This window comes from Martelella sp. HB161492, assembly GCF_013184775.1.
Lineage (GTDB): Bacteria > Pseudomonadota > Alphaproteobacteria > Rhizobiales > Rhizobiaceae > Martelella.
In genome coordinates, this window is sequence record NZ_JAATVV010000012.1 from 65,109 (window position 1) to 89,443 (window position 24,335).

General features: G+C 58.2%; 22 protein-coding genes. 16 read left to right on the forward strand and 6 right to left on the reverse strand.

The window, feature by feature from the left end:
• Positions 1–35: 35 nt before the first annotated feature.
• From HCK86_RS18710 to HCK86_RS18720, 3 genes are read left to right on the forward strand one after another with little or no spacing between them, the layout of a single operon-like run.
• Positions 36–995, forward strand: a complete 960-nt coding sequence (locus HCK86_RS18710; protein WP_176086003.1) for an ABC transporter permease — start codon at positions 36–38, stop codon at positions 993–995.
• Positions 985–1,953 (forward strand): iron chelate uptake ABC transporter family permease subunit, encoded by a 969-nt coding sequence (locus tag HCK86_RS18715; RefSeq protein ID WP_176086004.1) that lies wholly within the window; start codon positions 985–987, stop codon positions 1,951–1,953. Before HCK86_RS18710 ends, HCK86_RS18715 begins: the two co-directional genes overlap by 11 nt.
• Positions 1,950–2,708 carry an ATP-binding cassette domain-containing protein gene (locus tag HCK86_RS18720; RefSeq protein ID WP_176086005.1) on the forward strand — a complete coding sequence of 253 codons (759 nt, stop codon included), beginning with the start codon at positions 1,950–1,952 and terminating at the stop codon, positions 2,706–2,708. The genes HCK86_RS18715 and HCK86_RS18720 overlap by 4 nt, the downstream gene beginning before the upstream one ends.
• 3 nt (positions 2,709–2,711) lie before the next feature.
• Here the strand turns inward: HCK86_RS18720 and HCK86_RS18725 are convergent, their stop codons facing one another.
• The 4 genes from HCK86_RS18725 to HCK86_RS18740 all read right to left on the reverse strand — a co-directional run bounded on the left by HCK86_RS18725 (position 2,712) and on the right by HCK86_RS18740 (position 5,370).
• Complete coding sequence (locus HCK86_RS18725; protein ID WP_176086006.1) at positions 2,712–3,077, reverse strand: hypothetical protein; 366 nt, start codon at positions 3,075–3,077, stop codon at positions 2,712–2,714.
• Between the two features lie 68 nt (positions 3,078–3,145).
• Entirely contained in the window at positions 3,146–4,180 is a 1,035-nt protein-coding gene (locus HCK86_RS18730; RefSeq protein ID WP_176086007.1) for a histone deacetylase family protein, read from the reverse strand.
• Between the two features lie 71 nt (positions 4,181–4,251).
• Positions 4,252–4,776, reverse strand: coding sequence for a GNAT family N-acetyltransferase (locus HCK86_RS18735; protein ID WP_176086008.1), 525 nt, complete (start codon positions 4,774–4,776; stop codon positions 4,252–4,254).
• Between the two features lie 15 nt (positions 4,777–4,791).
• Positions 4,792–5,370 carry an XRE family transcriptional regulator gene (locus HCK86_RS18740; RefSeq protein WP_176086117.1) on the reverse strand — a complete coding sequence of 193 codons (579 nt, stop codon included), beginning with the start codon at positions 5,368–5,370 and terminating at the stop codon, positions 4,792–4,794.
• 286 nt (positions 5,371–5,656) lie between these two features.
• Here HCK86_RS18740 and lepA point away from each other — a divergent pair, with 286 nt between their 5' ends.
• Positions 5,657–7,483 (forward strand): translation elongation factor 4, encoded by a 1,827-nt coding sequence (lepA, locus tag HCK86_RS18745; protein ID WP_176086009.1) that lies wholly within the window; start codon positions 5,657–5,659, stop codon positions 7,481–7,483.
• A 173-nt stretch (positions 7,484–7,656) separates the two neighbouring features.
• A complete protein-coding gene (gene recQ, locus HCK86_RS18750) occupies positions 7,657–9,495 on the forward strand; it encodes a DNA helicase RecQ (protein ID WP_176086010.1) in 1,839 nt (612 codons plus the stop codon).
• Between the two features lie 18 nt (positions 9,496–9,513).
• On the opposite strand, the gene HCK86_RS18755 is transcribed toward recQ, so the two are convergent.
• Together HCK86_RS18755 and HCK86_RS18760 are read right to left on the reverse strand one after the other, a co-directional pair.
• A complete protein-coding gene (locus HCK86_RS18755; RefSeq protein WP_176086011.1) occupies positions 9,514–10,005 on the reverse strand; it encodes an acyl-CoA thioesterase in 492 nt (163 codons plus the stop codon).
• Between the two features lie 172 nt (positions 10,006–10,177).
• Positions 10,178–14,311 (reverse strand): autotransporter outer membrane beta-barrel domain-containing protein, encoded by a 4,134-nt coding sequence (locus tag HCK86_RS18760; protein ID WP_176086012.1) that lies wholly within the window; start codon positions 14,309–14,311, stop codon positions 10,178–10,180.
• A gap of 1,585 nt (positions 14,312–15,896) precedes the next feature.
• Here HCK86_RS18760 and HCK86_RS18765 point away from each other — a divergent pair.
• From HCK86_RS18765 to HCK86_RS18815, 11 genes are all read left to right on the forward strand, one after another.
• Entirely contained in the window at positions 15,897–16,805 is a 909-nt protein-coding gene (locus HCK86_RS18765) for a LysR family transcriptional regulator (RefSeq protein ID WP_176086013.1), read from the forward strand.
• A 277-nt stretch (positions 16,806–17,082) separates the two neighbouring features.
• Complete coding sequence (locus HCK86_RS18770) at positions 17,083–17,325, forward strand: hypothetical protein (RefSeq protein ID WP_176086014.1); 243 nt, start codon at positions 17,083–17,085, stop codon at positions 17,323–17,325.
• 80 nt (positions 17,326–17,405) lie between these two features.
• Positions 17,406–18,563: an FHA domain-containing protein gene (locus HCK86_RS18775; protein WP_176086015.1), complete on the forward strand. Its 1,158-nt coding sequence runs from the start codon at positions 17,406–17,408 to the stop codon at positions 18,561–18,563.
• Complete coding sequence (locus HCK86_RS18780) at positions 18,532–18,978, forward strand: hypothetical protein (protein WP_176086016.1); 447 nt, start codon at positions 18,532–18,534, stop codon at positions 18,976–18,978. The genes HCK86_RS18775 and HCK86_RS18780 overlap by 32 nt, the downstream gene beginning before the upstream one ends.
• A 5-nt stretch (positions 18,979–18,983) precedes the next feature.
• Positions 18,984–19,379 carry a hypothetical protein gene (locus tag HCK86_RS18785; RefSeq protein ID WP_176086017.1) on the forward strand — a complete coding sequence of 132 codons (396 nt, stop codon included), beginning with the start codon at positions 18,984–18,986 and terminating at the stop codon, positions 19,377–19,379.
• A 47-nt stretch (positions 19,380–19,426) separates the two neighbouring features.
• Complete coding sequence (gene sctJ, locus HCK86_RS18790; RefSeq protein ID WP_176086018.1) at positions 19,427–20,176, forward strand: type III secretion inner membrane ring lipoprotein SctJ; 750 nt, start codon at positions 19,427–19,429, stop codon at positions 20,174–20,176.
• Positions 20,173–20,820 carry a hypothetical protein gene (locus HCK86_RS18795; RefSeq protein WP_176086019.1) on the forward strand — a complete coding sequence of 216 codons (648 nt, stop codon included), beginning with the start codon at positions 20,173–20,175 and terminating at the stop codon, positions 20,818–20,820. The genes sctJ and HCK86_RS18795 overlap by 4 nt, the downstream gene beginning before the upstream one ends.
• The gene (locus tag HCK86_RS18800; protein ID WP_176086020.1) at positions 20,801–21,433 is read left to right on the forward strand and encodes an HrpE/YscL family type III secretion apparatus protein; all 633 of its coding nucleotides are present in this window, start codon (positions 20,801–20,803) and stop codon (positions 21,431–21,433) included. The genes HCK86_RS18795 and HCK86_RS18800 overlap by 20 nt, the downstream gene beginning before the upstream one ends.
• A 1-nt stretch (position 21,434) precedes the next feature.
• A complete protein-coding gene (locus HCK86_RS18805) occupies positions 21,435–22,760 on the forward strand; it encodes a FliI/YscN family ATPase (RefSeq protein WP_176086021.1) in 1,326 nt (441 codons plus the stop codon).
• A complete protein-coding gene (locus tag HCK86_RS18810; RefSeq protein ID WP_176086022.1) occupies positions 22,753–23,238 on the forward strand; it encodes a hypothetical protein in 486 nt (161 codons plus the stop codon). Before HCK86_RS18805 ends, HCK86_RS18810 begins: the two co-directional genes overlap by 8 nt.
• Positions 23,239–23,267: 29 nt before the next feature.
• Positions 23,268–24,335: a FliM/FliN family flagellar motor switch protein gene (locus tag HCK86_RS18815; protein WP_176086023.1), complete on the forward strand. Its 1,068-nt coding sequence runs from the start codon at positions 23,268–23,270 to the stop codon at positions 24,333–24,335.

Consider the following 24,335-nt stretch of genomic DNA (forward strand, 5'->3'; position numbering starts at 1 on the left):
TTATATCCATAAGATGACGAAAATAGTTGACTTCAATGCTCAGAATTTCGATCGCCGTTCCGCTTTCACTGATCCTGATCGCCGCCAGCCTGCTGACCGGCGCGGGATCGGTATCGCTATCCTCGCTTCTTGCCGGCGGCAGTGATAACACTGCCCTGATCCTCGTTGCCAGCCGCCTGCCGCGCACGCTGGCACTGATCCTCGCTGGCGGCAGTCTGGCGATTGCCGGCACCATCATGCAGATGCTGACACAAAACCGTTTCGTCGAGCCATCGACGGCAGGCACGACGGAATCAGCCGCTCTTGGCATGCTGACAGCGATGCTGATCTTCCCGGGCATGCCGGTGATCGGGAAAATGGTCTTTGCCGCGCTTTTCGCGCTGGCCGGTACCGCGCTGTTTTTGCAGCTGGTACGCCGCATTCCCGCCCGCTCAGTGCTGATGGTGCCGCTGACGGGCATCATGCTGGCGGGCATCATCGGCGCAGTGACGAGCTTTCTGGCCTATCGCTTCGACATGCTGCAATCGCTTGGTGCCTGGTCCAACGGCGATTTTTCCATGATTCTGCGCGGTCGCTACGAACTCCTGTGGATCGGACTGGCGCTGGCCATTCTCGCCTATTTCACGGCAGCCCGGTTCACCCTGGCAGGGCTCGGCGAAGCGGTGGCCGTCAGCGCCGGTCTCAATTACCGCCGGGCCATGCTGATTGGCCTCGCCATCGTCGCGCTCGCCTCCGCTTCCGTGGTGGTCACGGTCGGCACCATTCCTTTCGTCGGCCTGATCGTGCCCAATGTCGTCAGCCTGATCTTTGGCGACAATCTTCGCAAGACGCTGCCGATCATCGCCTTCGGCGGGGCAGCGCTGGTGCTTGCCTGCGATATCCTCGGCCGGCTGCTGATCGCCCCCTATGAGATCCCGGTCGGTACCATGATGGGCATTATCGGCTCGATGACCTTCCTTTATCTTCTGCTGCGGCGAGGTGCCCATGCTGGCTGATCCGCGCCGCCGCAAAGCCATCATCACCCTCAGCCTGCTGGGCGTGGCGACATTGATTGCCATTGCACTGTTCATGACGCTGGGTGCAAAAGGGTCGTGGTCCTTTGTACTGGCCTTCCGTGGCGAGAAACTCGCGGCCCTTCTGCTGGTCGCCTATGCCATCGCCGTTTCGACCGTGCTGTTCCAGACGGTCGTCGCCAACCGCATCCTGACGCCGGCGATCATGGGTTTTGACGCGCTCTATGTTCTGCTGCAGACCGTCCTGGTGTTTCTGTTCGGGGCGGCGGGCTTCTCCACGCTGGATCCGAGGCTGCTCTTCCTCGTCGAAACGGCGGCGATGCTGGTGTTTTCACTGCTGCTGTTCCGCTTCCTGTTTGCCGGAACGCGCCGCAGCCTGCATCTCATCATGCTGGTCGGCATTCTGTTCGGCGGTCTGTTCCGCAGCCTGGCAAGCTTTCTGCAAAGGCTGATCGAACCGACCGATTTCATGGTGCTGCAGGACAGCTTCTTCGCCAGTTTCAATGGCGTCGATGCCAGTCTGCTTGGCATTTCCGCCATCACCATCCTTGCCGCCTCACTGATCGCTTTCCGTTTTCTGCCCGAACTCGACATTCTGCTGACCGGCCGCGAGACGGCAATCAGCCTCGGCATTGCCCATGACCGGCTTGTCACGATCACGCTGATCGTTGTGACGGTATTAGTCTCGGTTTCGACCGCATTGGTCGGGCCCGTCACGTTTTTCGGTCTGCTGGTGGCCAATCTGGCCTATATCATCCTGCCGGGCGGAAGACACCGGCTGGTGCTGCCGACGGCGGTACTGATCGCGGCACTGACGCTTGTCGGCGGTCAGACGCTGCTGGAACGGGTGTTTGATTTCAACTCCGCCCTTTCGATCATCATCGAATTTGCCGGCGGGATCGTCTTCATCCTTCTTCTGCTCAAGGGAGTGGCACGATGATCACCATTGACCGCATCAGCAAAAGCTACGGTGAAACGAAGGTGCTCGACGATGTCACGCTTGCGATCCCCAAAGGTGGCGTCACCAGTATTATCGGGCCGAATGGTGCCGGAAAATCGACCCTGCTTGCCATTGTTGCACGCCTGCTGAAACCGGATACGGGCCACGTCACCGTCAGTGGTCTGAATGTCTTTGAAAGCGATGATCGCAAGCTCGCCCGCACGCTGTCGATCATGCGGCAGGACAATCACATTGCGGCACGGCTGACGGTCGAGGACCTCGTCGGATTTGGCCGCTTTGCCTGGTCACGCGGCCGCATGACGGCCGAGGATCGCGATCACGTTGCCCGTGCCATGGCTGTGACTGACCTGACCCCGTTCGCGGACCGCTATCTCGACCAGCTTTCCGGCGGTCAGCGCCAGCGCGCGTTTTTCGCCATGGTGCTGGCGCAGGATACCGAGGTGATGCTGTTCGACGAACCGCTCAACAATCTCGACATGAAACATGCCGTCGCGACCATGCGGCTGATCCGCCGCATGGCGGGCGAATTTGGCAAGACGGTGGTTCTTGTGGTGCACGACATCAATTTCGCCGCGGCCTATTCCGACAGGCTCGTGGCGATGCGCGATGGCCGGTTCTTCGCGGAAGGCACGCCCGACGCGATCGTCCGGGAAGACGTGCTGGAAGCGATTTTCGATACGCAATTTGCCGTCCGCGATTTCGGCGGACGGCGCATTGTCGATTTTTACAGCTGACCCTCAGTCGCCGTCCTTCTTTTCGGTGTCCTGCAGGTTCTTTTCCAGCGACTGGGCCTCAGGTGTCTGCTCGACTTCCTTCAGCAGCGTGCCCTTCGGCTCGCCCGGCATGTCACCCTCATCGTCATCCTCTTTGACGTCAACGCCATCCACAGGTGGCAGCGTATCGTCCGTTTCCGCATTGCAGGGCGGCAGCGGTGCATCACCGCAAGGCCCGGGCGGTCCGGCCTGCACGCGCGTATGCAGCGTGTCGTCGACTTCAGGTTGCAAAACCACTCCGACTGGAGACATGGCGAAAACAGCACCGGCCTGAAATACGAAAATTGTCGCAACAGCCGATAGCGTTGCAATCTTATAGCGATAGGTCACGTCCCGCTCCACATACCAACGAACATTATGAGAAACCTAGCACAAGGCATAAGCGCATATCCAGCGCCTTACGAGCCCTGTTCCAGCCCGATCAGAACATTGGCGACATTATAGCCAATCTCCGCCACGCCATAGCCGCCTTCCATCACGACGGCGACCGGCAGACCAAGCCCTGCAATCATCGCTCCCATCTCCAGATAATCGTCTGTTGCCAGCCTGAAAAAGGAGATCGGATCTTTCTCGAAGGTATCGACACCAAGCGACAGGACAAGCGCATCCGCGCCATAGCCGGCGATGCGCTTCAATGCCAGTGCCAGCGTTTCGCGATAGGCCGGCCAGCCCGTTCCACGGGGCATCGGATAATTGACATTGCAACCGAGACCGGCGCCTGTGCCCTTCTCCTCTGCAAACCCCCAGAAATAGGGAAAGGCATCCTCCGGCTCGCCATGCAGCGAGACAAAGAGAATATCGCCGCGGGCATAGGTGACATCCTGGGTGCCGTTGCCATGGTGGAAATCGACATCGAGGATCGCCACCTTGTCCGCGCCCTTGTCCAGCAGACGCTGGGCCGCGATGGCGGCATTGTTCAGGAAGCAATAGCCGCCGAACAGATCAATGCCGGCATGATGGCCGGGCGGACGGCTGAGCGAAAAGGCAAAGCGATTGGACGCGGCCAGCCAGTCGGCAGCAGAGAGCGCGCAATCCTTGGCAGCGGCAACCGCCCGCCAGGTTCCCTCGGTAATCGAGGTTTCGCAGGAATTGGCATAATAGCCGAGCATGCCGTCGATGTTTTTCGGCGGGCGGGCGTGATCGGAACGGCGCACCTGCAGCGAAACCGGGATCGCCTCGGTGGCAAAACCGGCATCACGCCAGAGCACCCATGCCTTTTGCAGGAAATCGACATAGCCGGCATCATGGAGCTTCAGCGGCACGGAGAGGTCGTATTGCGCCGGTGCGGCGACATCGGCAAAGCCCTTTTCGCGCACCGCCGCCAGGATCCACTCGGCACGAAACGGCCCCTCGAAGGGTTTTGCCAGTTCACCGCCGTGAAGCTCCGTCTTCGCATCGCGGAACTTGTGATCTTCGGAATAAAATACGCGCATCTTTCCCCTCTTGTGCGAACGCCTGTTCAACCGGTTCTAGAACCGGCGGGGCCACGGGGTAAAGACCTCCATCAAACCTCAAGCTTTTTGTAGAAGAATGTCGTTCCGCAATAGCCGCCATCCGGGTAGAGCGCGTAATCGGGAACCGTGCCGACCCGGGTCCAGCCAAGCCCGGGATAGATCGCTTCGGCGGTGGAGCCGGTCGCCGTATCAAGCACCAGAAGGAAGCGGCCCAGCCGCGCGCTTTCGGCTTCCGCAGCAGCCATCAATGCCCGGGCAAGGCCGCGGCCGCGCGCCGAGCGCAGCACAATCAGCTTCATCAGATCACCGCGATGCGGTTGATTGGGTTTTTGGGCAAAACCGATCTGCACCGTGCCGAGAATTTGCCCGGCATCTTCGGCAATCAGCAGGATGTGACTGCCAGCCGCAACGCCCCTGGCCGTTTCGCGCCAGAACCTCTCCGCCGCAATGGCATCGAAGGGCGCCATGAACCCCATCGAGGCGTTGTCCTCGACGCTGTCTTCCAGCAGCGTGACCAGCCCCGGCACCGCATTAACGGCAGTTTCGGCATCAAGAAGACGAATTTCAGCCGTCATGACGGTCCCTTTCCTTCACGCGCCACGCTCGATGATCACGGCGTAGCGCACATCTTCGGCAGTCAGGTTTTCAAAAGCATGGGTGATGGCGATGTCCATGAAGAGACAGTCCCCCGTCTCAAGGCGGTAATGCGCATCCCCGACACGCACCGCAAGCACGCCCTCCAGGACCCAGAGATATTGCCGCGTGCCCACAGCCCCCGGCTCCGGCGGGAAGAAGATGCGCGCACCGGCCGGAAAACGGACCGAGACGATATCGACATTCGACCCGACGCCGGACGGTGACACCGCACGGCGGATATAACCCGTTTCCGGATCGCGCCAGACCGGCTGATCACCGTGCCGCGACAGCGGATCGACCGGCCGGTCGGCATCGGCGAAGAAATCGGACAAAGTCGTGCCGAGCGCCGCGCAAAGCTTGGCCAGAAGCAGTGCCGAAGGTGAGGCCTCAGCCCGCTCGATCCGCGAAATCATCGCCCGGCTGACGCCGGAGACATCCGCCAGCTGGTCAAGCGTCAGACTGCGCAGATTGCGCAGCCGTTTCAGGTTCACACCGATGGCGTGGTCAAAATTGTGATCCAGATCTTCCATGATAAGATCATGCTTTTCTACTATTTGAGAGTCAAGCGCAGATTTGTGAGAAATATGGTCAACGGCCCATGCCCCGAAATGTCGGCCTCACGCCTTCCGCCAGGCCTTATCACCGCAGTGACCGGTGGCATCGAGCACGGCGCGAGAGACCTGATCGAGCTCCCCCGGCGTTCCCTGTCTGGCAAATTCAGGAGAATAGCGTTCATCGGCCGTCAGATAGTGAAGAACAGCAGCGGCGCCCGCGCAATTTCGCTTTGAACACGCTGCATCCACTGCTATATGCGCGGGCATGAGCACAAATGACGATCGCATCCCGCTGGACCATATCCGCAACTTTTCCATCGTGGCCCATATCGACCACGGGAAATCGACGCTTGCCGACCGCCTGATTCAGACATGCGGCGGGCTGGCAGAGCGTGAAATGTCCGCCCAGGTGCTCGATAACATGGATATCGAGCGCGAGCGCGGCATCACCATCAAGGCCCAGACCGTGCGCCTGCACTACAAGGCAGACAATGGTGAAACCTATGTGCTGAACCTGATCGACACGCCCGGCCATGTCGACTTCGCCTATGAGGTATCGCGCTCGCTTTCGGCCTGCGAAGGCTCGCTTCTGGTGGTCGATGCCAGCCAGGGCGTCGAAGCCCAGACACTCGCCAATGTCTATCAGGCCATCGACAACGATCACGAACTGGTCACCGTCCTCAACAAGATCGACCTGCCCGCCGCCGAACCCGAGCGCGTCAAGGAACAGATCGAGGATGTGATCGGCATTGATGCTTCCAACGCCGTGATGATCTCGGCCAAGACCGGGCTCGGCATTCACGACGTGCTGGAAGCCATCGTTCACCGCCTGCCGGCGCCGAAGACGGAAAAGGGCGAGAATGCCCCGCTGAAGGCGCTGCTGGTCGACAGCTGGTATGACACCTATCTCGGCGTCATGGTTCTGGTGCGCGTCATCGATGGCGTGCTGAAAAAGGGCCAGGTGATCCGCATGATGGGTACGGATGCCAAATATCCGGTTGAGCGCGTCGGCGTTCTGACGCCGAAAATGCTGGTCGTTGACGAACTCGGCCCCGGCGAGATCGGCGTGATCACCGCCTCGATCAAGGAAGTGGCCGATACCCGCGTCGGCGACACAATCACCGAAGACAAGCGCCCGACGGAGAAGATGCTGCCGGGCTTCAAGCCGGCCCAGCCTGTGGTGTTCTGCGGCCTGTTTCCGGTCGATGCGAACGATTTCGAGGATCTGCGCGCCGCCGTCGGCAAGCTGCGCCTCAATGATGCATCCTTCTCCTTTGAAATGGAAAGCTCCGCCGCCCTTGGCTTCGGCTTCCGCTGCGGCTTCCTCGGGCTCCTGCATCTGGAAATCATTCAGGAACGTCTGGAACGCGAATTCGATCTCGACCTGATCGCCACCGCACCATCGGTTGTCTATGAAATGTCCATGACCGACGGCTCGGAAATCGAGCTGCACAATCCGGCGGACATGCCGGAAGTGGTCAAAATCCGCGAGATCCGCGAGCCCTGGATCAAGGCCTCGATCCTGACGCCCGACGACTATCTGGGCAGTATCCTGAAGCTCTGCCAGGATCGCCGCGGTATCCAGACCGATCTCACCTATGTCGGCAACCGGGCGATGCTTTCCTATGATCTGCCGCTCAACGAGGTCGTGTTCGATTTCTATGACCGGCTGAAGTCGATCTCCAAGGGCTATGCCTCTTTCGACTATCATCTCGCCGACTACCGCGCCGGCAATCTCGTCAAGATGTCGATCCTCGTCAATGGCGAGCCAGTCGATGCACTGTCGATGCTCGTGCACCGCACGGCGGCAGAAAAGCGCGGCCGCGACATGTGCGAGAAGCTGAAGGAACTGATCCCGAAGCACATGTTCAAGATCCCGATCCAGGCCGCGATCGGCGGCACGGTGATTGCGCGCGAAACCATCTCGGCGCTCAGGAAGGACGTGACGGCGAAATGCTATGGCGGCGACGCGACCCGCAAGCGCAAGCTCCTGGAAAAGCAGAAGGCCGGCAAGAAGCGCATGCGCCAGTTCGGCAAGGTGGAGATTCCGCAGGAAGCCTTTATCGCCGCGCTGAAGATGAGCGACGAATAGAGATCACAGGTATTGCGCAATGCATGAAGGCGGGATGGAAGGCATGGCTTTCCATCCCGTTTCCGTTTTCGCCCGGCCCTTTCCCTGCGATCAGGGGTGGATAAACCGCGATCCCGCCGCCATTCGGCCACGCCCCGTGCCATAATGGCGGCATGAGAAACGAAAGCCTCCCCATGCCGAACCAGACCGCCGCCCTGTTCCAAAGCGCTGCCGAACCGCTGGATATTCTGCGCAACGTCTATGGCTATCCCGCTTTTCGTGGCCGTCAGGCGGAGGTGATCAACCGGCTGGTGGCCGGTGGCGATGCGGTGGTGCTGTTTCCGACGGGCGCCGGAAAATCGCTCTGCTATCAGATCCCCGCCCTTTGCCGGCCCGGCCTCGGCATTGTCATCTCGCCGCTGATTGCGCTGATGCGCGATCAGGTGGAAGCGCTCAAGGGACTTGGCATCAGGGCCGCCGCGCTCAACTCGACCCTCAGCCAGGACGAATTTGCCGATATCCGCAGCGCCATCGCCAGCGAGGCGCTCGATCTTCTCTATGTTACGCCGGAACGGGTTCTCACCCCCGGCTTTCAGAGCCTGATCGGTGGCAGGCCGCTTTCCGTCATCGCCATTGACGAGGCGCACTGCGTCTCGCAGTGGGGCCATGACTTCCGTCCCGAATATGCCCGCCTCAGCGAACTGACGGATAGCTTTCCCGGCGTTCCGCGGATCGCGCTGACGGCGACCGCCGATCCGCACACACGCGACGACATCATTGCCCGGCTGGGACTGCAGGGGGCCGATGTCTTCACCACCTCCTTCGACCGGCCGAACATCTCCTATGAGATTGTCGAGCGGAACCAGCCACGCGATCAGCTCCTGCGTTTTCTCGGCCGTCACAAGGGCGAAAGCGGCATTGTCTATTGCCTGTCGCGCGCCAAGGTGGAGGAAACCGCCGAATGGCTGAACGCGAAGGGCATCCGTGCCCTTGCCTATCATGCCGGCATGGACAGGGATCTGCGCGACCGGCATCAGGATGCATTCATCCGTGAAGATGAGCTTTGCCTTGTCGCCACCGTCGCCTTTGGCATGGGCATCGACAAACCCAATGTCCGCTATGTCGCCCATCTGGATCTGCCGGGTTCGGTCGAGGCCTATTATCAGGAAACCGGACGTGCCGGCCGCGACGGCCTGCCGTCAGAAGTCTGGATGGCCTATGGCATGGCCGATGTGATCCAGCGCGGCCGGATGATCGATCAGGGCAACGCGCCCGATCCGGTGAAACGGGTGGAGCGCGCCAAGCTGGAGGCTCTGCTGTCCATCTGCGAGACCGCTGGCTGCCGGCGCCAGGCACTGCTGGCCCATTTCGGCGAAAAGGCACCCGAACGCTGCGACAATTGCGATACCTGCCTGACCCCGGTTGAAACCTGGGACGGGACGGAAGCTGCGATCAAGGCACTTGCCGCAATCTACCGCACGGGCGAACGCTTCGGCGCCGGCCATCTGGTGGATGTGCTGCGCGGTGTGGAAAACGACAAGACCCGCCGCTTCGGCCATACGGACATGCCGGTTTTCGGCGTTGGCAGCGACCTTTCCGCCACCGTCTGGCGCTCGGTCTATCGCCAGCTTCTGGCCGCCGGCTTCATCCATGTCGACCATGAAGCCCATGGCGCGTTGAAACTTGACGCAGAGGCTTCGCGCCCGGTCTTCCGGCATGAGCGGCAGGTCCTGTTGCGCAGGGACCGCAGCGAAAAAGCGCGCAACACCGCCAACCACCGCCCGTCCGGTGCCAAAGATACGCTGGATCAGAAGGATGGCGAACTGTTTGAAAAACTGCGCGCCACCCGCATGGCGCTGGCGAAGGAAAATGCCGTTCCGCCCTATGTCATCTTTCCTGACACAACACTGGTTGCCATGGCTCGCGAACGCCCATCGGACGAAGACGAGATGCTGGAAATATCCGGCGTCGGACCGTCAAAGCTGGAGCGCTACGGCGAAGCTTTCCTCGCCGTCATTCTCGAAAATGGCTGACGCATTGCGCGTGTCAGCCTATTTCGGTTCAGCCGTCAGCGTGTTGAAGCGGTGCTCATATTCACGGCGCAGCTCGCGGCGCAGTTCTGCCTCACGGTAACGGCGCTCCTTTTCCGGCGAATTGAGATCAAGCTTCGGCACCGGGGTCGGCGTGCCGGAATGATCGACAGCAACCATGGTAAAATAGCAGGAATTGGTATGCCGGCGTTCGCCAGTCGGGATATTCTCGGCCTCGACACGGATTCCGATTTCCATCGAAGTTCGCCCGGCATAATTGACCGAAGCGCGGAAGGTCACGAGTTCACCCACCTGGATCGGCTGGCGAAAGGTGACCTGATCGACAGACAGCGTAACCGCATAGACCTGGGAAAAGCGCGCCGCACAGGAATAAGCCACCCGGTCCAGAAGGTTCAGCAGCGCACCGCCATGCACCTTGCCGGAGAAGTTCGCCATATCAGGCGTCATCAGAACAACCATTTCAATCTGGCTCGGATCATGGGCGCGGTCCATGGGCAGTCCTTCCTCTCCGGAGGTCATCGCGGAGGACGAGTTTTCCGGCAAATCACGATTGAATCAAGTCAAGACAGCAAGCTTCAACATCTTTGCGCGCTCGAGAGAGGCTCATAATGACGAAAGGCCGGCGTAACGCCGGCCTCTCCCCCTCATCATCAGGCTCGTCCTGCTACCAGCGCAGCTTCAGCCCGATATTGGCGCCCAGTCCGTAACTGTTGCCGAAATCTGCAAGGGCCGACGAGGCTCTGACTTCGGCATAAAGCGCATAGTCGACATTTTCTGTCTTCCAATTGTATGACGTGCCGAGACCGACTTCACCGGTCCAGCGGTTTGGCTTGCTTACACTCGGCATGTCGACCAGGACGGCCTCGCTGTCGCCAAGAAACTCGTAATAGAGATTGGCGATGCCGTAGACGTTGGTGCTGCGGGCAAAGCCGCCATCATCCTTCCAGACATTGGACTTCTCAAGTGAGACCCCCATGCGCGCGAGCAGGCTTTCGGCATTCTTGAAATCGACACTGTCGTTATAGGCCCCGGTAAAATCATCCGCATTGACATTGGTGTAGGAGAGCTGCCCCTGCGGCGTCAGCGCAAAGCCACTGTCGAGATCGAACTGCTGCCCTGCTTCGAGCGAAAACGCAATGGCCGTTGCATCCGTTCCATTCACGTGGCGCGACAGATCATCTGTCTTGAGATTGCTCGTGTAGAAGGTCGTTTCCGTCTGCGCATCGGCATAGAAACCGTTGGTTCCGTACCACGTCAGATTTCCGCCGACGCCGTAACCGGATGGCAGCATGTCGCCGGCGCCGTATTTCGAGCCGATCCGGCCAGTGGCCAGACGGTATTGCCCGGTCACACCGGCACGCAATACGCCTTCGGCCCCATCGTAGAACAGACCATCGACACCAAGCTGGGTTTCAAACTGCGAAAGATCGTAATCATAGCCCGTCACACTGGAGGCTGGATTGACATGGCTGCGCCCGCCGACCATGCGCAGCCAGATGCCATCAGAGGCCGGGAGCGTTCCCGGGTCGACGGCACCGGCCATCTCATAACCCTGTCGCTGGCCGGTTCGCTGACGCAGGGTCGGCAGCCGCGACATTTCCATAAGAATGGGCATATAGGCCTCATAGACCGGCAGGAAGGGCTGAAGCGCAGGCTGCCCGCCACCGCCGCCGTTACCGCCGCCACCGTTACCGCCGTTATCGCCACCGCCGCCGCTATCACCGCCGCCGCCGTCGCCGTCGCCACCGTCGCCCTGCTCGGAAACGAGATAAAGCCCCGGATCAAAGCCTTTACCCGCATCATTCGAAAGCACATAGGAATATTTGCCGGACGCAATCTCGCCCTTGTATCCGAGTGAGAAATGGCTGCTATCGACGTTTGAGTTGTCGGCATGATTGACGAGCAGAACCGGAGCCGGCTTTGCCGCAGCGCCGAGATCGGCGACTTCAATGGTCGTATCGCCGTCTATGCTGCCGCCAATGGTGGTGAGGTCGCTCTTGCTTGCGCCGAAATCAACATCCACCGCAAGCCTGCCGCCCTTTGCCGAATAATTGCCACCGACTGCAAGCCGTCCGTCGGCAGAGCCATCCTGCATCGACAGGATACCATTGTTTGAAACATCGCCGGAAACCCGGGTCCGACCGGAGCCGACAGAAATGAAGGCGCTTCCGGCATCGGCAATGTTGACGTTGCCGACAAGATCGAAATCACCGGCCTTGCCGACCTGAACGATAGAATTGTTTTTCAGCGTGAAGTCGCCAAAGCCATTCGGGTTGCCGCCGGCATAGCCGTCGAGAACTAGCCCGTTGTCCGTGAAGGTCAGATCGGCATTATCGGCGGTAAACTTTTCCCAGTTGATGATATGGGCGCCAACAAGACCGTCATTCACCGTCGATGTGAAGGTGATTGCATCGACATCGCTGTTGCTCCTGCCACTGGCCGCATTGCCGCCTGCGTCCTCATCTTCGCCGCCATCAAAAATCACGTCTGAGAAGCCGTCGACATTGCCGACATAGACATAAGCGGTGTCATTGCCACCCTGACCATAATAATTGCCATGCAGCTGGCCACTGTACCAATAGAAAGTGTCGTCGCCCTGATCGTGCGAACCGGTGTCGTTCGGATCATAGTCCGCATAGATATTGCCGGTGACGATGCCATCGCGGAGGAAGAACTGCGAATTCCCCGCCCCGAGCATGCTATCACCTTTGATGGTGCCCGATGTCGACACTGTTATGAGGCTATCCGCACGCTCCGCACCATTCCAGATCGCGAAATGGTGCGTGGAGGTAGACCCGTCGATCGTGCCGTTTGGTCCGACTGCGACTGTTGCGTTGAGCGCCGTCGACCCCACCGGTGTCTGCCGGAACCCGACCGCCGCCTGTGCCTCACCGGTTGCGATCACCTCACCACTGTTAACAAAGATTGACGTGGACGACGTCATATTGGGCCGATCATTCGTATCGCCATATCCCGTCAACGCGAACGAGCCCGCACCGGACACAGTCACCTTTGGCGTGCCTTGTCCGCCATAATCGCCGACGGTGATGGCATCAATTCCGGCGCTATCGTTCGATACAAAGCTGATCCCGTCGGCCCCCGCCCCTTGGGTGGAAATAGAACCATCCAGAAAATCTATCTCCACCATGCCGCCATTGCCTCGCCCGTCATGGGTGACATGAATGCCGTCGGCACCATCCCCGCTCGTGGCGATCGACCCGCCATCCATCGTGACATAGGCAATGCCGTGATCATCGGTATTGACGTCGACACCATGGCTTTGCGCACCAGAAGTGCGGATATCGGCGACACCGCCCTGATCATTCCGGCCAATCGAGAGATTGACGTCGCCCCCCGTGTTGGAAAGCGCTATGGCGCTGGACTGATCGCCTTGCGTCTCAATCATCACCCCGGCAAGTTGAGCGTCGATGGGATTGTAGCTGCCGGCATCCGCCTTGATACCAGCCGAGTGCTCACCCTCGGTCTTGATATTGAGCTGAGGAGCCTTGATCTTGATGCCGGATGCGCCTTTGTGAAGGGCGTAGACGGCAGCGGCGTCATCACCTTCCGTCTCGATAACACCGTCATTTTGCGCATCGCCCTGCAGATCGATCTCAATGCTGCCCAGACCGCTGGCCTCGGCGTAAATTCCATTTGAACCGTTCCCGGTGGTCTTGATCGAACCACCGGACATGGATACCAGCGCGAGCCCGAGATTGCCGCTGGACGTGGCGGAAATACCATTCGCGCCGTCACCATAGGTCTCGACACTTCCCCCGCGCATCAGGACTTTGGCAACGCCTCCCCCGTTGGTGAGCGCAAACAGGCCATCCGAATTCTTGCCGGAGGTTCTGATGGAGCCGTCCGGCCCATCCATAGCAATCGCCGCATCGCCGCTGCCAAGATTATAGGCCGAAGCGCCATAGGCACCACCGCCATTGGCGGACTGGCTGTCTCCATAGGTCACGACACTGCCGCCCGTTATATGGATAAAGGCATCGCCATCATCTTTACTGTCCTCGATCGCAGACCTGATACCTGTTGAATTTTCGCCAAGTGTGGTAACAGTTCCGCTCACCAGGCCAATCCACGCATTCGACTGACCGGTTGCCCGAGCGTAGAGACCGGCACTTGAATCACCTTTGGTTGACACGGAAGCGGCGGAACCCGTTGCGTCTGCGGAAGCATCCCCCATGACGATGACCGCATCGCCCTTGCCGGAAACCACGGCAAAGGCACCATTTGAACCGTCGCCCTGCGTTTCGATGCTGCCGCCGGAAAAATCGATTCTCGATGTCGCGCCGGTGCGGCTTTGCTTCGACGTCGATGACACCAGGCCGCTGCTATTGTCCCCCTTGGTGACAACAAGCCCATCAGTCATGGAGACATAGGCCGAGCCTGTGCCCAGCGCATTTGCGATCAGTGCACTGCCCGTCGTCGGATCCGTGACAGGGGAATCGCCTTCCAGGACAACCGATCCGCCATTCAAATCAACCTCAGCGGATGAGTCACCATAGGCCTCGGCAATACCAATCGTCGCATCCGGACCAAAAGCAGTCAGCTCGCTCCCCTTGCCAATGACGATCACAGCCCGGTCGAGACCAGTCGAAATGTCCGACGTGACGGTCTTCAAGATGGTTTGCCCGGCAATCGGGTCACTCGACCCCAGGGTTATCACCGAATCCGAAACGGTGATCGTGCGCGATCCGGCGCCCAGGTCTTCGCCCCCCACCAAAAAGGCGGTGTTATATTGCGGCCCGTTGAGAGACGTGTTCATGTTTGTCAGATTCAGCGTCATGTCCCCGCCATTACGGGGCCGAACCTCAAAGCGCACCGGCTTGTCATCCCGCCCGACATCCGAGAGCGATGACATTGCAGTCGCATTGAAGAGCTTTACGTTAGCAGAATATGACTTATTTATGCCAAATTTGTCATCTTTATTGACGGTAGAGACATAGGCTGTTGAAGACCCGGTCTTGTCGGCCAGGAAGGGCACTGTCCCCACATTGCCACGCTGATCGGAGCCAGAGCCATTGTCTCCCTTCCCATCAAAATTGCGGCAATCGACAACATCCCGAGCACGGCACTCCCCGGCGCGAGCATCATCATAGCCCCCCAGAGTGAGCGCAGCCATCGTGAGAGCAAACGCAGAAACCGAGCCTTTCAGGGCGGCCGATTTCAGCTGCCGCCAGCGCGACTGATTCGTTTTATTTGATACTCGTATATCGCGTATTATTCCGTAACCGGACATAAATCTCTCCAAGTTGCGACTTTTTTTCTTGGAGACTACGGGTAAATGAAGCCTAATTTTCGTACAATTTTATTTTACTTATTTCGAAATTCAGGAAATTTTATTCGAACTTAATGGACAAAACGCGCATTGCATCAAGACAACTTTAACGATTATAACTTTACTGGTTTAATCGCCCTCAATAGGGGTACCACATGACTTTCACACCCCTGACAATTCAGGTGCACTGCAGGTCAAAATTCAACTCAACCGAACACAACCGGGAGGAAAGGCCCACCGCCCAAAACGCAAGACATTTCAGGTAAGTCAACAGCAACGCCCCACTCAACGCAGCCAGCGATGACGGCAAGACCCAGATGGTGTGCGAACGATTATCGTTCCAGAGCCCACCTCACTATTTCAAAAAAACTGAATTCAGTATCGCAATCTCAGCAACTAGACGATTCCTAGCGTCACCAACTACAAACAGAGATTCAATGATGCGCAACCATGATCAGGACGAAATACATCACGCCAATCCAGCCAGCAATCGCTCTGCCAATGGCAAAATCAAGGCATCAATTCCCCCATATCTGCCACCGCCCCTCACCCGCCTCCAGCCACCTACGAATGGCCAGGTCACGGCAGGCGCTTCCAGATTGACGCGCAATTGCCGCGACAGAAGACCGACGGCACGCAGGTATAGGATGCGCCGCCGGACCGTGATGGAGAGCCGTGGCATCAGGCACACGATCCAGGGCCGCAATTGCGAAAACGACTGCTTACGACTTAACCCGCCGTGGCGATGAGTTTCTGGCCCTGCGACAACGTCGCCTCCTCGCCCGCGCATATGCACACACAGCAGACATGGCCGCGTGCACCTTCACCCCGAAACCAGCCCGCCTCGTCCGACAGTCTCGCCCATACGGATCGCGCTGGCAGCATCCCAGATATTCTTATTATAATGTTATAATATTGATGCAGATATGCCAGCTTATTTTTGGGCTTCATTATGTATTGTACATGTTTTAGTTTATTTTCGATCACGATTTCGCCCATTATTTCTGAAAATGATACCTGAGTCCGACACGAAAGGACAGTTCCAATAGGTTTTGCCGATTATATCGCGCATATAACAATTCGTAGGATACCGATGAACACAATAAGCATAAAGAAAATGTGGGTATTCGTAACCGTTGTCGACTCTGGAAGTTTTTCAGAGGGCGCAAAGAATGCGTTTATTACACAGCCGGCCGCCGCCAGCATCATAGATGAAATCGAATCGACTGTCGGCAAGGAGCTCTTCGTACGAAATGGCAAGAATAGACGCGCCATTCTCACGGAGAAGGGGCAGGAAGCCTATGACGTGTTCGTCCGGGCCCTGACCGTTTATGACGAGGCCCTCTCGACGCTGCTTTCAGAAGATCGCAAGCTTAAAAAGCAGAAAATCATGATTCAGTCGCCCTATGTCGACATTGTATCGGCAACCTGGCTGAACGAGGTCCTGCAAAATGAACAGCAGACGCGGCTGATGATCGAACAGGGAAGCTGGCGCGACATCATCAACGCACTCGAAGACCGGCAGGACTGTATCGCCCTGCTTGATGGTGACGTCAAACCCAAACACGGTGAGTTCATCTCCCTCGGTCAGATCGAAATGGTACTCGCCCTGCCGCAGCACTCCAGTGACCCGGCGCTGAACGACGCGCGCGACATCGACTGGGAATACATCCCCGAAAACACGATCATTTTTTCCGGCATTTGTCCGCAGACACTGCAACAGGTCTACAGCCGTCTACGCGCCGCCAATCACCTGTCCATGAACTTCACAGAGATCGGCTCCACAAGCGTTCTGAGAAGCTGCCTGGAAAAGAGCAACCTGCCGGCGCTCGTTCCACGCTCGCTCATCCCGTCCGGCCCTGGAGAAATCAGGTATCTGCCGCTCTCCTCCTCAAAGGTTTTCGTCCCGCTCGGGCTTTATATCCCGCACGGCAACAGCCTGCGAAAGCTCTTCAGCGAGAAAGCCTCCGCCGAACTCATCTTGTCGGAGAGCCTGAGCTAACAGGGAGCCGTCGCCGCCGCGGAAGCAGCCCCCAACCAGCCGAATATTACAGACAGACACCCCCACAGGTCGGTCGATCTGCGCAAGCCCCCGAGGAATTCGCCATGATGCACCAACACCACAATGTAAATTTTCCGCAAGCCCCTTGAATCGAACATTCCCCTCTCTTCATGATCAATATTACAGATTTTTAATTATTTTCAAAATTAAAAATATTGAATCAACTATAGTAAAATTTTTGATATAATGCTCACAACGAACGAACACGGAATACAACATGTCAGACAGTGATCTTTACGCGAACAAAAACATCGATTTTGACGACATAATATTCAAAAATTCGCTCGGCGGACTTGCGTCCATTCAGAAATACATGGATGCGCGCAAGGGTATTATTACTCGTGAAATTTCGAGAATAAGTAATTCCGGAGGAGACCCAAGCGAATATCTGATCGCCGTCAATATGCTGGAGCGCGCCACAAACCTGCTCGAAGAAGTGCTGAAGCTGCAGCCCGAATAGGGAATGACAGCGCACAGCGCCTTCCTCTGCCCTTCAGATCGAGGGGCATCAGTCATGCACTCCTGAAAGAAGAACAAACGATGATTCTCGCCCGCGTAGGCAAGGAAGGACTGGAAGACCGGCTGTTCTCGATTGAGGACGGGCTGTCGACGCTTGGCTCCGGTCTGGATTGCGACATCGTTCTCCTTGATGACGAAATTCAGCAACAGCATCTGACCTTTCGCGTGGAGGCCAATCAATTTGCACTGATGCTGATGCCTGCAGCCAACGCCTTTCTTCAGCGCCATCAAAGCAAGGAAGAGCCTATCTATCTGCGCGCGCAAGAATGGGTCAGCTGTGGGAATGACGACATGCTGGGCATTGACGGCATCACGATCACCTTCAGCGGTATCGCACCGGTAACGGAATCGGCACAGTCGGCGTCGCCGGCACGGCGCGCCATGTCCTTGATTTCGCTGAAGTGGATGGTCCCGATACTGGCCGGTCTTGGTGTCGCCTGCGGCATTATCCTGGCAATCGGCCTCTCGTCGGCAAGCGACAGCCCGTCATCCGCACGAACCGCGCCGGCGCCAACACAAGCAAGCGAGACGGATCCAGCCCATTTGACATCGGATGCGCCAGGCGCGCCGGTACCGTCTCAGGATACGGCACTGACGGCAGCCTCGCTGGAAAAGACTTTGGCCAGCAAGGGAATTTCGCCGAAAGACCTCGAGGAGAGCAACGGCCTATGGTCTTTCACACTGTATGTGCCCGACGATGCGGCCCGCGAAAAGGTCAGAGAAACGCTGGCGTCACTGAACCTTCCGCTCTCAGCCGACATTATTCTGGACAGTGATCTCGCAACAGCGGTCGAGACCTCACTGACAAACATGCAGAGCCAGGCCGAACTCGTCTCCGTGCATTCCGGCGTTGTCACGCTTAAAGGCCCGGAGGAAACGGCCGAACAGCAGAAGATCATCGCGACACTTCAAGGCGATGTCAGCGACATGGCCGAGGTCGTCTTCGACCACGATGACGCCGAGCAGATCGCAGCAATCAAGAAGCAGATCAGCGGACTTTGGAGCGGCTCCTTCCCATACGTCCTCCTCACCGGCGACAAGATCATCAGACCAGGGCAACCGATCAATGACAGTGCAACACTGATTGGCGTCGAAAAAAATGCGCTGATTGTGGATCTGGACGGGCAAAACAAAAGGATTGAGGTGAATGACAACACCACCGATGAACTACACCAATGACGATCTCTTCATACTCGGCAACATAGCATCACTGGCGGTCAGGACAGGGATCGGCGAACAGGCTCTGCCGCTTCTCAAGCTGGTGCAGCAACACCGGCCAGAAAATGCCGCCGCCTTCATCGTTGAGTCGATGTATCTGCTATCGATCGGGAAAAAGCAGGCAGCGCTTGCGCTGCTGGAAAACTGTGGCGCCTTTGAAGCGGAAAAAAACCGCGACGAGGCCCTCGCATTCCATCTTTACCTGCTCCAGCAGGACGGCCAGTTGCAGCGTGCTGTCAGACTAGGCACCGCCTATCTGGAAGAAGGGCTCATTGAATCGAAATCCGCCATCGAGGCCGCACGCTTCGTCACCACTGAGTGCGAGAAGGCGCTCGGTACCCTGCTTGATGAACAGACCAGTACCAATAGAGGATAAAAATCATGGCCGTAGCTTTCGCGATCACCACTCCGCCGATTCAAAATCATGCTCCGACCGGCCTGAAGGGCGTGGCCGAACAAATCAGCACCGGTCTGAAAGCGACCGAAAACTACATGGTAGGGGACGTCTCCCAGGCTCTTAATCCCAATAACGGGCTTGTGCGGTTGCCGCTGCCGACAGAGCAGATGCTGAACCGGATGGAAAGTCAGGCCACCACCCCTGAACAGCGGAAAATATTCGAGACCATCAAGAAGAATACGCTCGATATCCATGCGCGACAGAACGATATCCTGGAGCAATCCTTCTCGCGCAACATCGCCTCCCAGAAGATCCAGCTGTCGCTCAAAGCCGTGAGCAAGACCATGGCAGGAATACAGCAACTGCTTTCCTCGCAGTAGAATTTCAGACTCCGGCATTCAGCCAAACCATTGCAAGGGTTCACAGAATGACAAGGCGTATCGCAGCCCTCATCCTTATGCTGCTGGTTCTGACATCCTGCAAGGAGGTTCTGAACACAGGCCTTTCCGAAAGCGAGGCCAACCAGATCCTGTCTACTCTGATTCAGTATAATATCGACGCGAGCAAGACCCAGGCCAAGGATGGCACATCGCAAATTCTCGTCGAGCGCGACCAGTTTGCCTATGCGGTACAATTGCTCGACAGCTATGGTTTGCCGAAACAGAAGTTCACCGATGTCAGCCAGATGTTCGACAAGGATGGTCTGGTTTCTTCGCCAACACGGGAATGGGCCAAGCTCAATTTCGCCCAGTCTCAGGAGCTGGCATCGATGATCGCGACGATCCCGGGCGTTACCAGCGCCAAGGTCCAGCTCGCCAATCCTCGTCAGACCAACCCGTTTGAGGACAAGCCGAAGCCAAATGTCGCCGTTCTGGTGCTGGCAGACAAAAACAATATCAGCCCCGATCTGGTGCCCCAGATCAAAAAGCTCGTCGCCAACAGCGTTGACAATATCAGCTACGACAATATCGGCGTCGTCATCTCGCCAATCACGCCGCCCGCGCCGCCGCCGGTACAGTTGAAGAATTTTGCCGGTATCTCCGTTGCTGCGGGCTCCCTGTCTGGCGCATTGCGTCTTTCTCTGCTGATCGCGGCCGCCGGTGCGCTCATCGGCGGCGGTATCGGCGCTGCCGGACTGTATTTCTGGAACCGCAAGAGCAAGAGGAACGCGCAATGATGAACCAGCCCTATGGCGCGTTGACGGTAGATACAACCTTGATGAGACCTGAGGTACTGGCGCGGATCACAGGCATCAGCAAGCCTCACATCCTCTCGGCCCTAGCCGCAAGCAGGCTGCTGCACGACGAGCTTGCGGCCTGCATCAACAGTCGCCTGCCGCCTCTGCCAAGGAATATTCCCCTTGCGCAACAGCGTAACTATGAGCTTTTTTCGCAATTGTCGGCTGCGCAATTTCACCTGATTGCACGACGGATCACACTGCTGATCAACCGTCAGGCAATCCTGATGACGACAGCGGGACAACAGCTTAAAATGCTGAGCGAATGGGTTGGTGACGAAGCCTTCCTGCGCCGGGTCATCCGCAGCCACACGGTCCCGCTGGCGACAGTCTCGCCGCTCTCAAATCTCGACAATGACCTTCTGGACAGTTTCAACGAACTCGTTCTCGGCCTTCTCTTGGGCCTGCTTCACCCTGCCCATCGCGCACGCTTCGTGATGATGCTCGGTGAGGACAAACTGCCCGAAGCCGAAATTCTGCACGACGGTGACATGGCGAATTTCCTGGAAATTCTCCGCCAGGCTTGGCCAACGGCTGAACAGACAGACGAAGAGGAGGACGATGATGGCTCTTCCCAGTCTTGATCTCAGGCCCCTAAAACAGCTTCCGCCAGGACCCGTCATTCCCGCAGCGGTGATCGAAGCCTGCGCGCAGGCGCGCCATATCGAAGAAGACGCAAGGCAGGCAGCCGAACAGATCAAGCGTCAGGCAGAAGTGGATGCGGCGCAATGCCTTGAGGCGAGCCGCCCGAAAGGCATCGCTGAAGGGTTGGCATTGCTGGCAGACGCCACCGCCAAATTGCATGATGAAAGAAAGGCACTCGCTGGCCAGCTGCGTCCGATTCTGCAGCAGTGCCTGGAACATGTCTTGGGGACCATACCGGTTGAGATGCGCGTGCCGGCGATCCTTCAAAACGTCCTTCAAGATTATGAGGACGAGCTCGATATCCGCCTCATGGTTCATCCCGACAATCGCGCTGCCTTTGAAACTGCAGTCAACAGCTTCGTCGCAACCCGGCCGGCACGGACAGCGATCCGGGTTACGGCGGAACCCTATATGTCAACGACCGATTGCCTTGTCTATGCGGGGCCGGATGTCATTGACATCGCTGTGCCGACCATCGCGCAGGAAATGATTGCGGCCCTGACACTCGAGGCCACACCCGCGAACAAGACAGCCACCAGAGGGAAGCGGTAGAATGGTACGGCGCCCCAAAAGCACAGAGGCTGATGAAGCACCAGCGCTCGCCGGACTGGCCCAGCCATTTCGCCGACGCGGACGCGTCACCAAGGTGACCGGGCCACTGCTTCGGGCCACCGGCCAGTTCGGCATTGGCGAGATCTGTTCAATTTCACGCAGCAACGGCGCTCCCGTTCTGGCGGAAGTCGTCGGCTTTGATGCCAATGAAACCATCCTGACGCCTTATGGCCGCACGGCCGGCATTTCCTATTTTTCAGTCATCGAACCGGTCATGAGCGAATTCGAGGTGCCCGTGAGCGAGAGCATCGTCGGCCGCGTCCTGGATTCGCTCGGGCGCCCGGTCGACAACGGCCCGCCTTTGGGACCCTGCGATCGCTACCCGGCCAACCGCCCGCCCCCGGACCCGATGACACGTCCGCCGATCGACAAGCCGTTTTATCTCGGCGTTCGTGCTCTTGATGGCACTCTCACCTGCGGCGAAGGCCAGCGCATGGGCATTTTCGCCGCCGCCGGCGGCGGAAAATCGACCCTCGTCTCCCAGCTGGTCCGCTTTGCACGCTATGATCGCTGCGTTGTCGCCCTCATCGGTGAACGCGGCCGTGAGGTTCGTGAATTCATTGAACATCAGCTGGGGCCTGAGGGTATGGCCCGGGCGGTTGTCATTGTTGCCACATCGGACCGGCCGGCCGTCGAGCAGGTCAAGGCCGCCTATACAGCCACGGCCATTGCCGAATATTTCCGGGATCAGGGCGGGCGCGTTCTCCTCATCATGGACAGCCTGACGCGTTTTGCCCGCGCGCAGCGCCAGATCGGTCTTGCTGCGGGCGAACCGCCGACACGCCGGGGCTTCCCGCCTTCGGTTTTCGAACAGCTTCCTGGCCTTGTGGAACGCGCCGGGCGGACCCCGCGCGGCTCGATTACCGCACTTTATACAGTTCTGGTGGAGGGCGACGATATGAACGAGCCTGTCGCCGACGAAACGCGGTCACTGCTCGACGGGCACATCATTCTTTCCCGCAAGCTGGCCAGCGCCGGTCATTATCCGGCGATTGACGTCAGCCAGAGCGCGAGCCGTGTTCTCAACAATATCGTCAGCCCGTCGCATCTGAGCGCAATCCAGAAACTGCGCGGGCTTATGGCCAAATATGAAGAGATCGAGCTTCTGGTCAGGATTGGCGAATATGCCGCCGGCGCCGACCCGCTCGCCGACGAGGCCTTGGAGCGCAAGCCCGCGATCGACCGCTTCCTGCGTCAGTCGACCAAAGATTTTTCCGACTTCGACGACACACTGAACATGCTTAAGGAGACCGTCGGCGATGCATAACTTCCAACAGATCGTGACCCTGCGCAAACAGCGGACCGAGCGCGCCCGGCGCAACGAGGCGCATGCCCGCCAGGAGCTGGAGAAAAGCAGCGCGGCAGTTATCGAAGCCAAAAAGGCGGTTGAGGCGTTTCGCGAGGAGACGAAGACCCTCGAATGGGATCTGCTGAAGCGACTTATCGGTCACGCTGTCACCATCAACGACCTTCTGGACGTCGAAGTTCAGCTGAAGGCCGCCCAGAAGAAAGCGCAGGAACTCGTCGACAAGGTCACGGTTTGCAAGAACACGGAGCAAGAAGACAAGCAAAGGCTCGAGCAGCGGCGGGCCTTCAGGGTCGCCGCAACGCTGAAGCTCAACAAGAGCGAAGAAATGGAAAGCGAATTTGCTGCGGAGCGCCGCCGCGAGCAGACCTTTGCCGAAGATGCACTCATGGATGAATTTAGCGAAATGGCCTTCAACCGCCAGCGTTCGGGGGCATGATGCCGCATTCATCTGCGCTTCTGGCAACATTGCCCAGCATTGATCCGGCCGCGACGCTGCTGCTGAACCGTCTGTCGGCCCGGCAATGGCAGCTGCCGATAAAGGGTTCGCTTGAAGATCTCCTCGCAATCATGGTCGCGTTCAAACCCTGGCACCGCCAAGGTGTCGGCCCATTCACAACTCTGACGATGAATTGCAATGCGGGCCGTTTCACCCTGCTGATCGAGTCGAAATTCTGCGATCTGATCGGCGACATCATGCTCCCGGCATGGCGCGAAGAGAAGCGCGAGAATCTGCCGACACGCTGGCGGCTTGTTCTCAGTTTCGAGTACTGGCTGAAAGAACTGGGATTGATCGATACAATCCACAATCTTCAAATCGGCAGTCAGGATACCGATCCGACTCCCAAGGGTGCCGGCCCGTACATTGCCTTTCAGTTCATTGTTGAGGAACACAAATTCCTCGGACTGATCAATATCGAACAACTCAACCCGGAAACACTCAGCTTTCTCGATCAGATCCCGCCCGTTGCCATGCTTGGCACTTTCACACCGGATTTCGCCTGCAGGATCACACTGCCGCACATCGTCCTGCCTGCCAGTGAGTGGAGGCGCATCGGCCCTGGTGACCTTATTCGCATGGTGCCTTTGAGCGATGAGGGTATCTCCGCATCCGTGCATATCCATGGCGCAGGCACAGCAACAGCACTGATCGATGAGGACGGGATCGTGACATTGAACGAAGCTCCGAGGGAGATGACACCAATGGAAGACGAAGACGACTTTGCTCTGGACGACGGCATGGAGCCGGAGGAGATGGATTTTGGTGACGGCGGCCCGGCCATGCAGGAGACAGAGGACGCCCTTGGCGAGCTGCCAATCCGCATCGATGTCCAGCTCGCGGAAACTCGTGTCAGCCTCGCCGAACTGCAGACGCTCGGTCCGGGAGCCACGCTGCCGCTTGGAGGACAGCTGACAGACCTGGTGACAATCCGGGCCAACGGGCGGGCGATGGCAAGCGGCTATCTGGTGATTGTGGATGGCGAGCTTGCGGTGCAGATCCACAGTTGGCCGGGCAAGCGGCCGAAAGGGGATTGA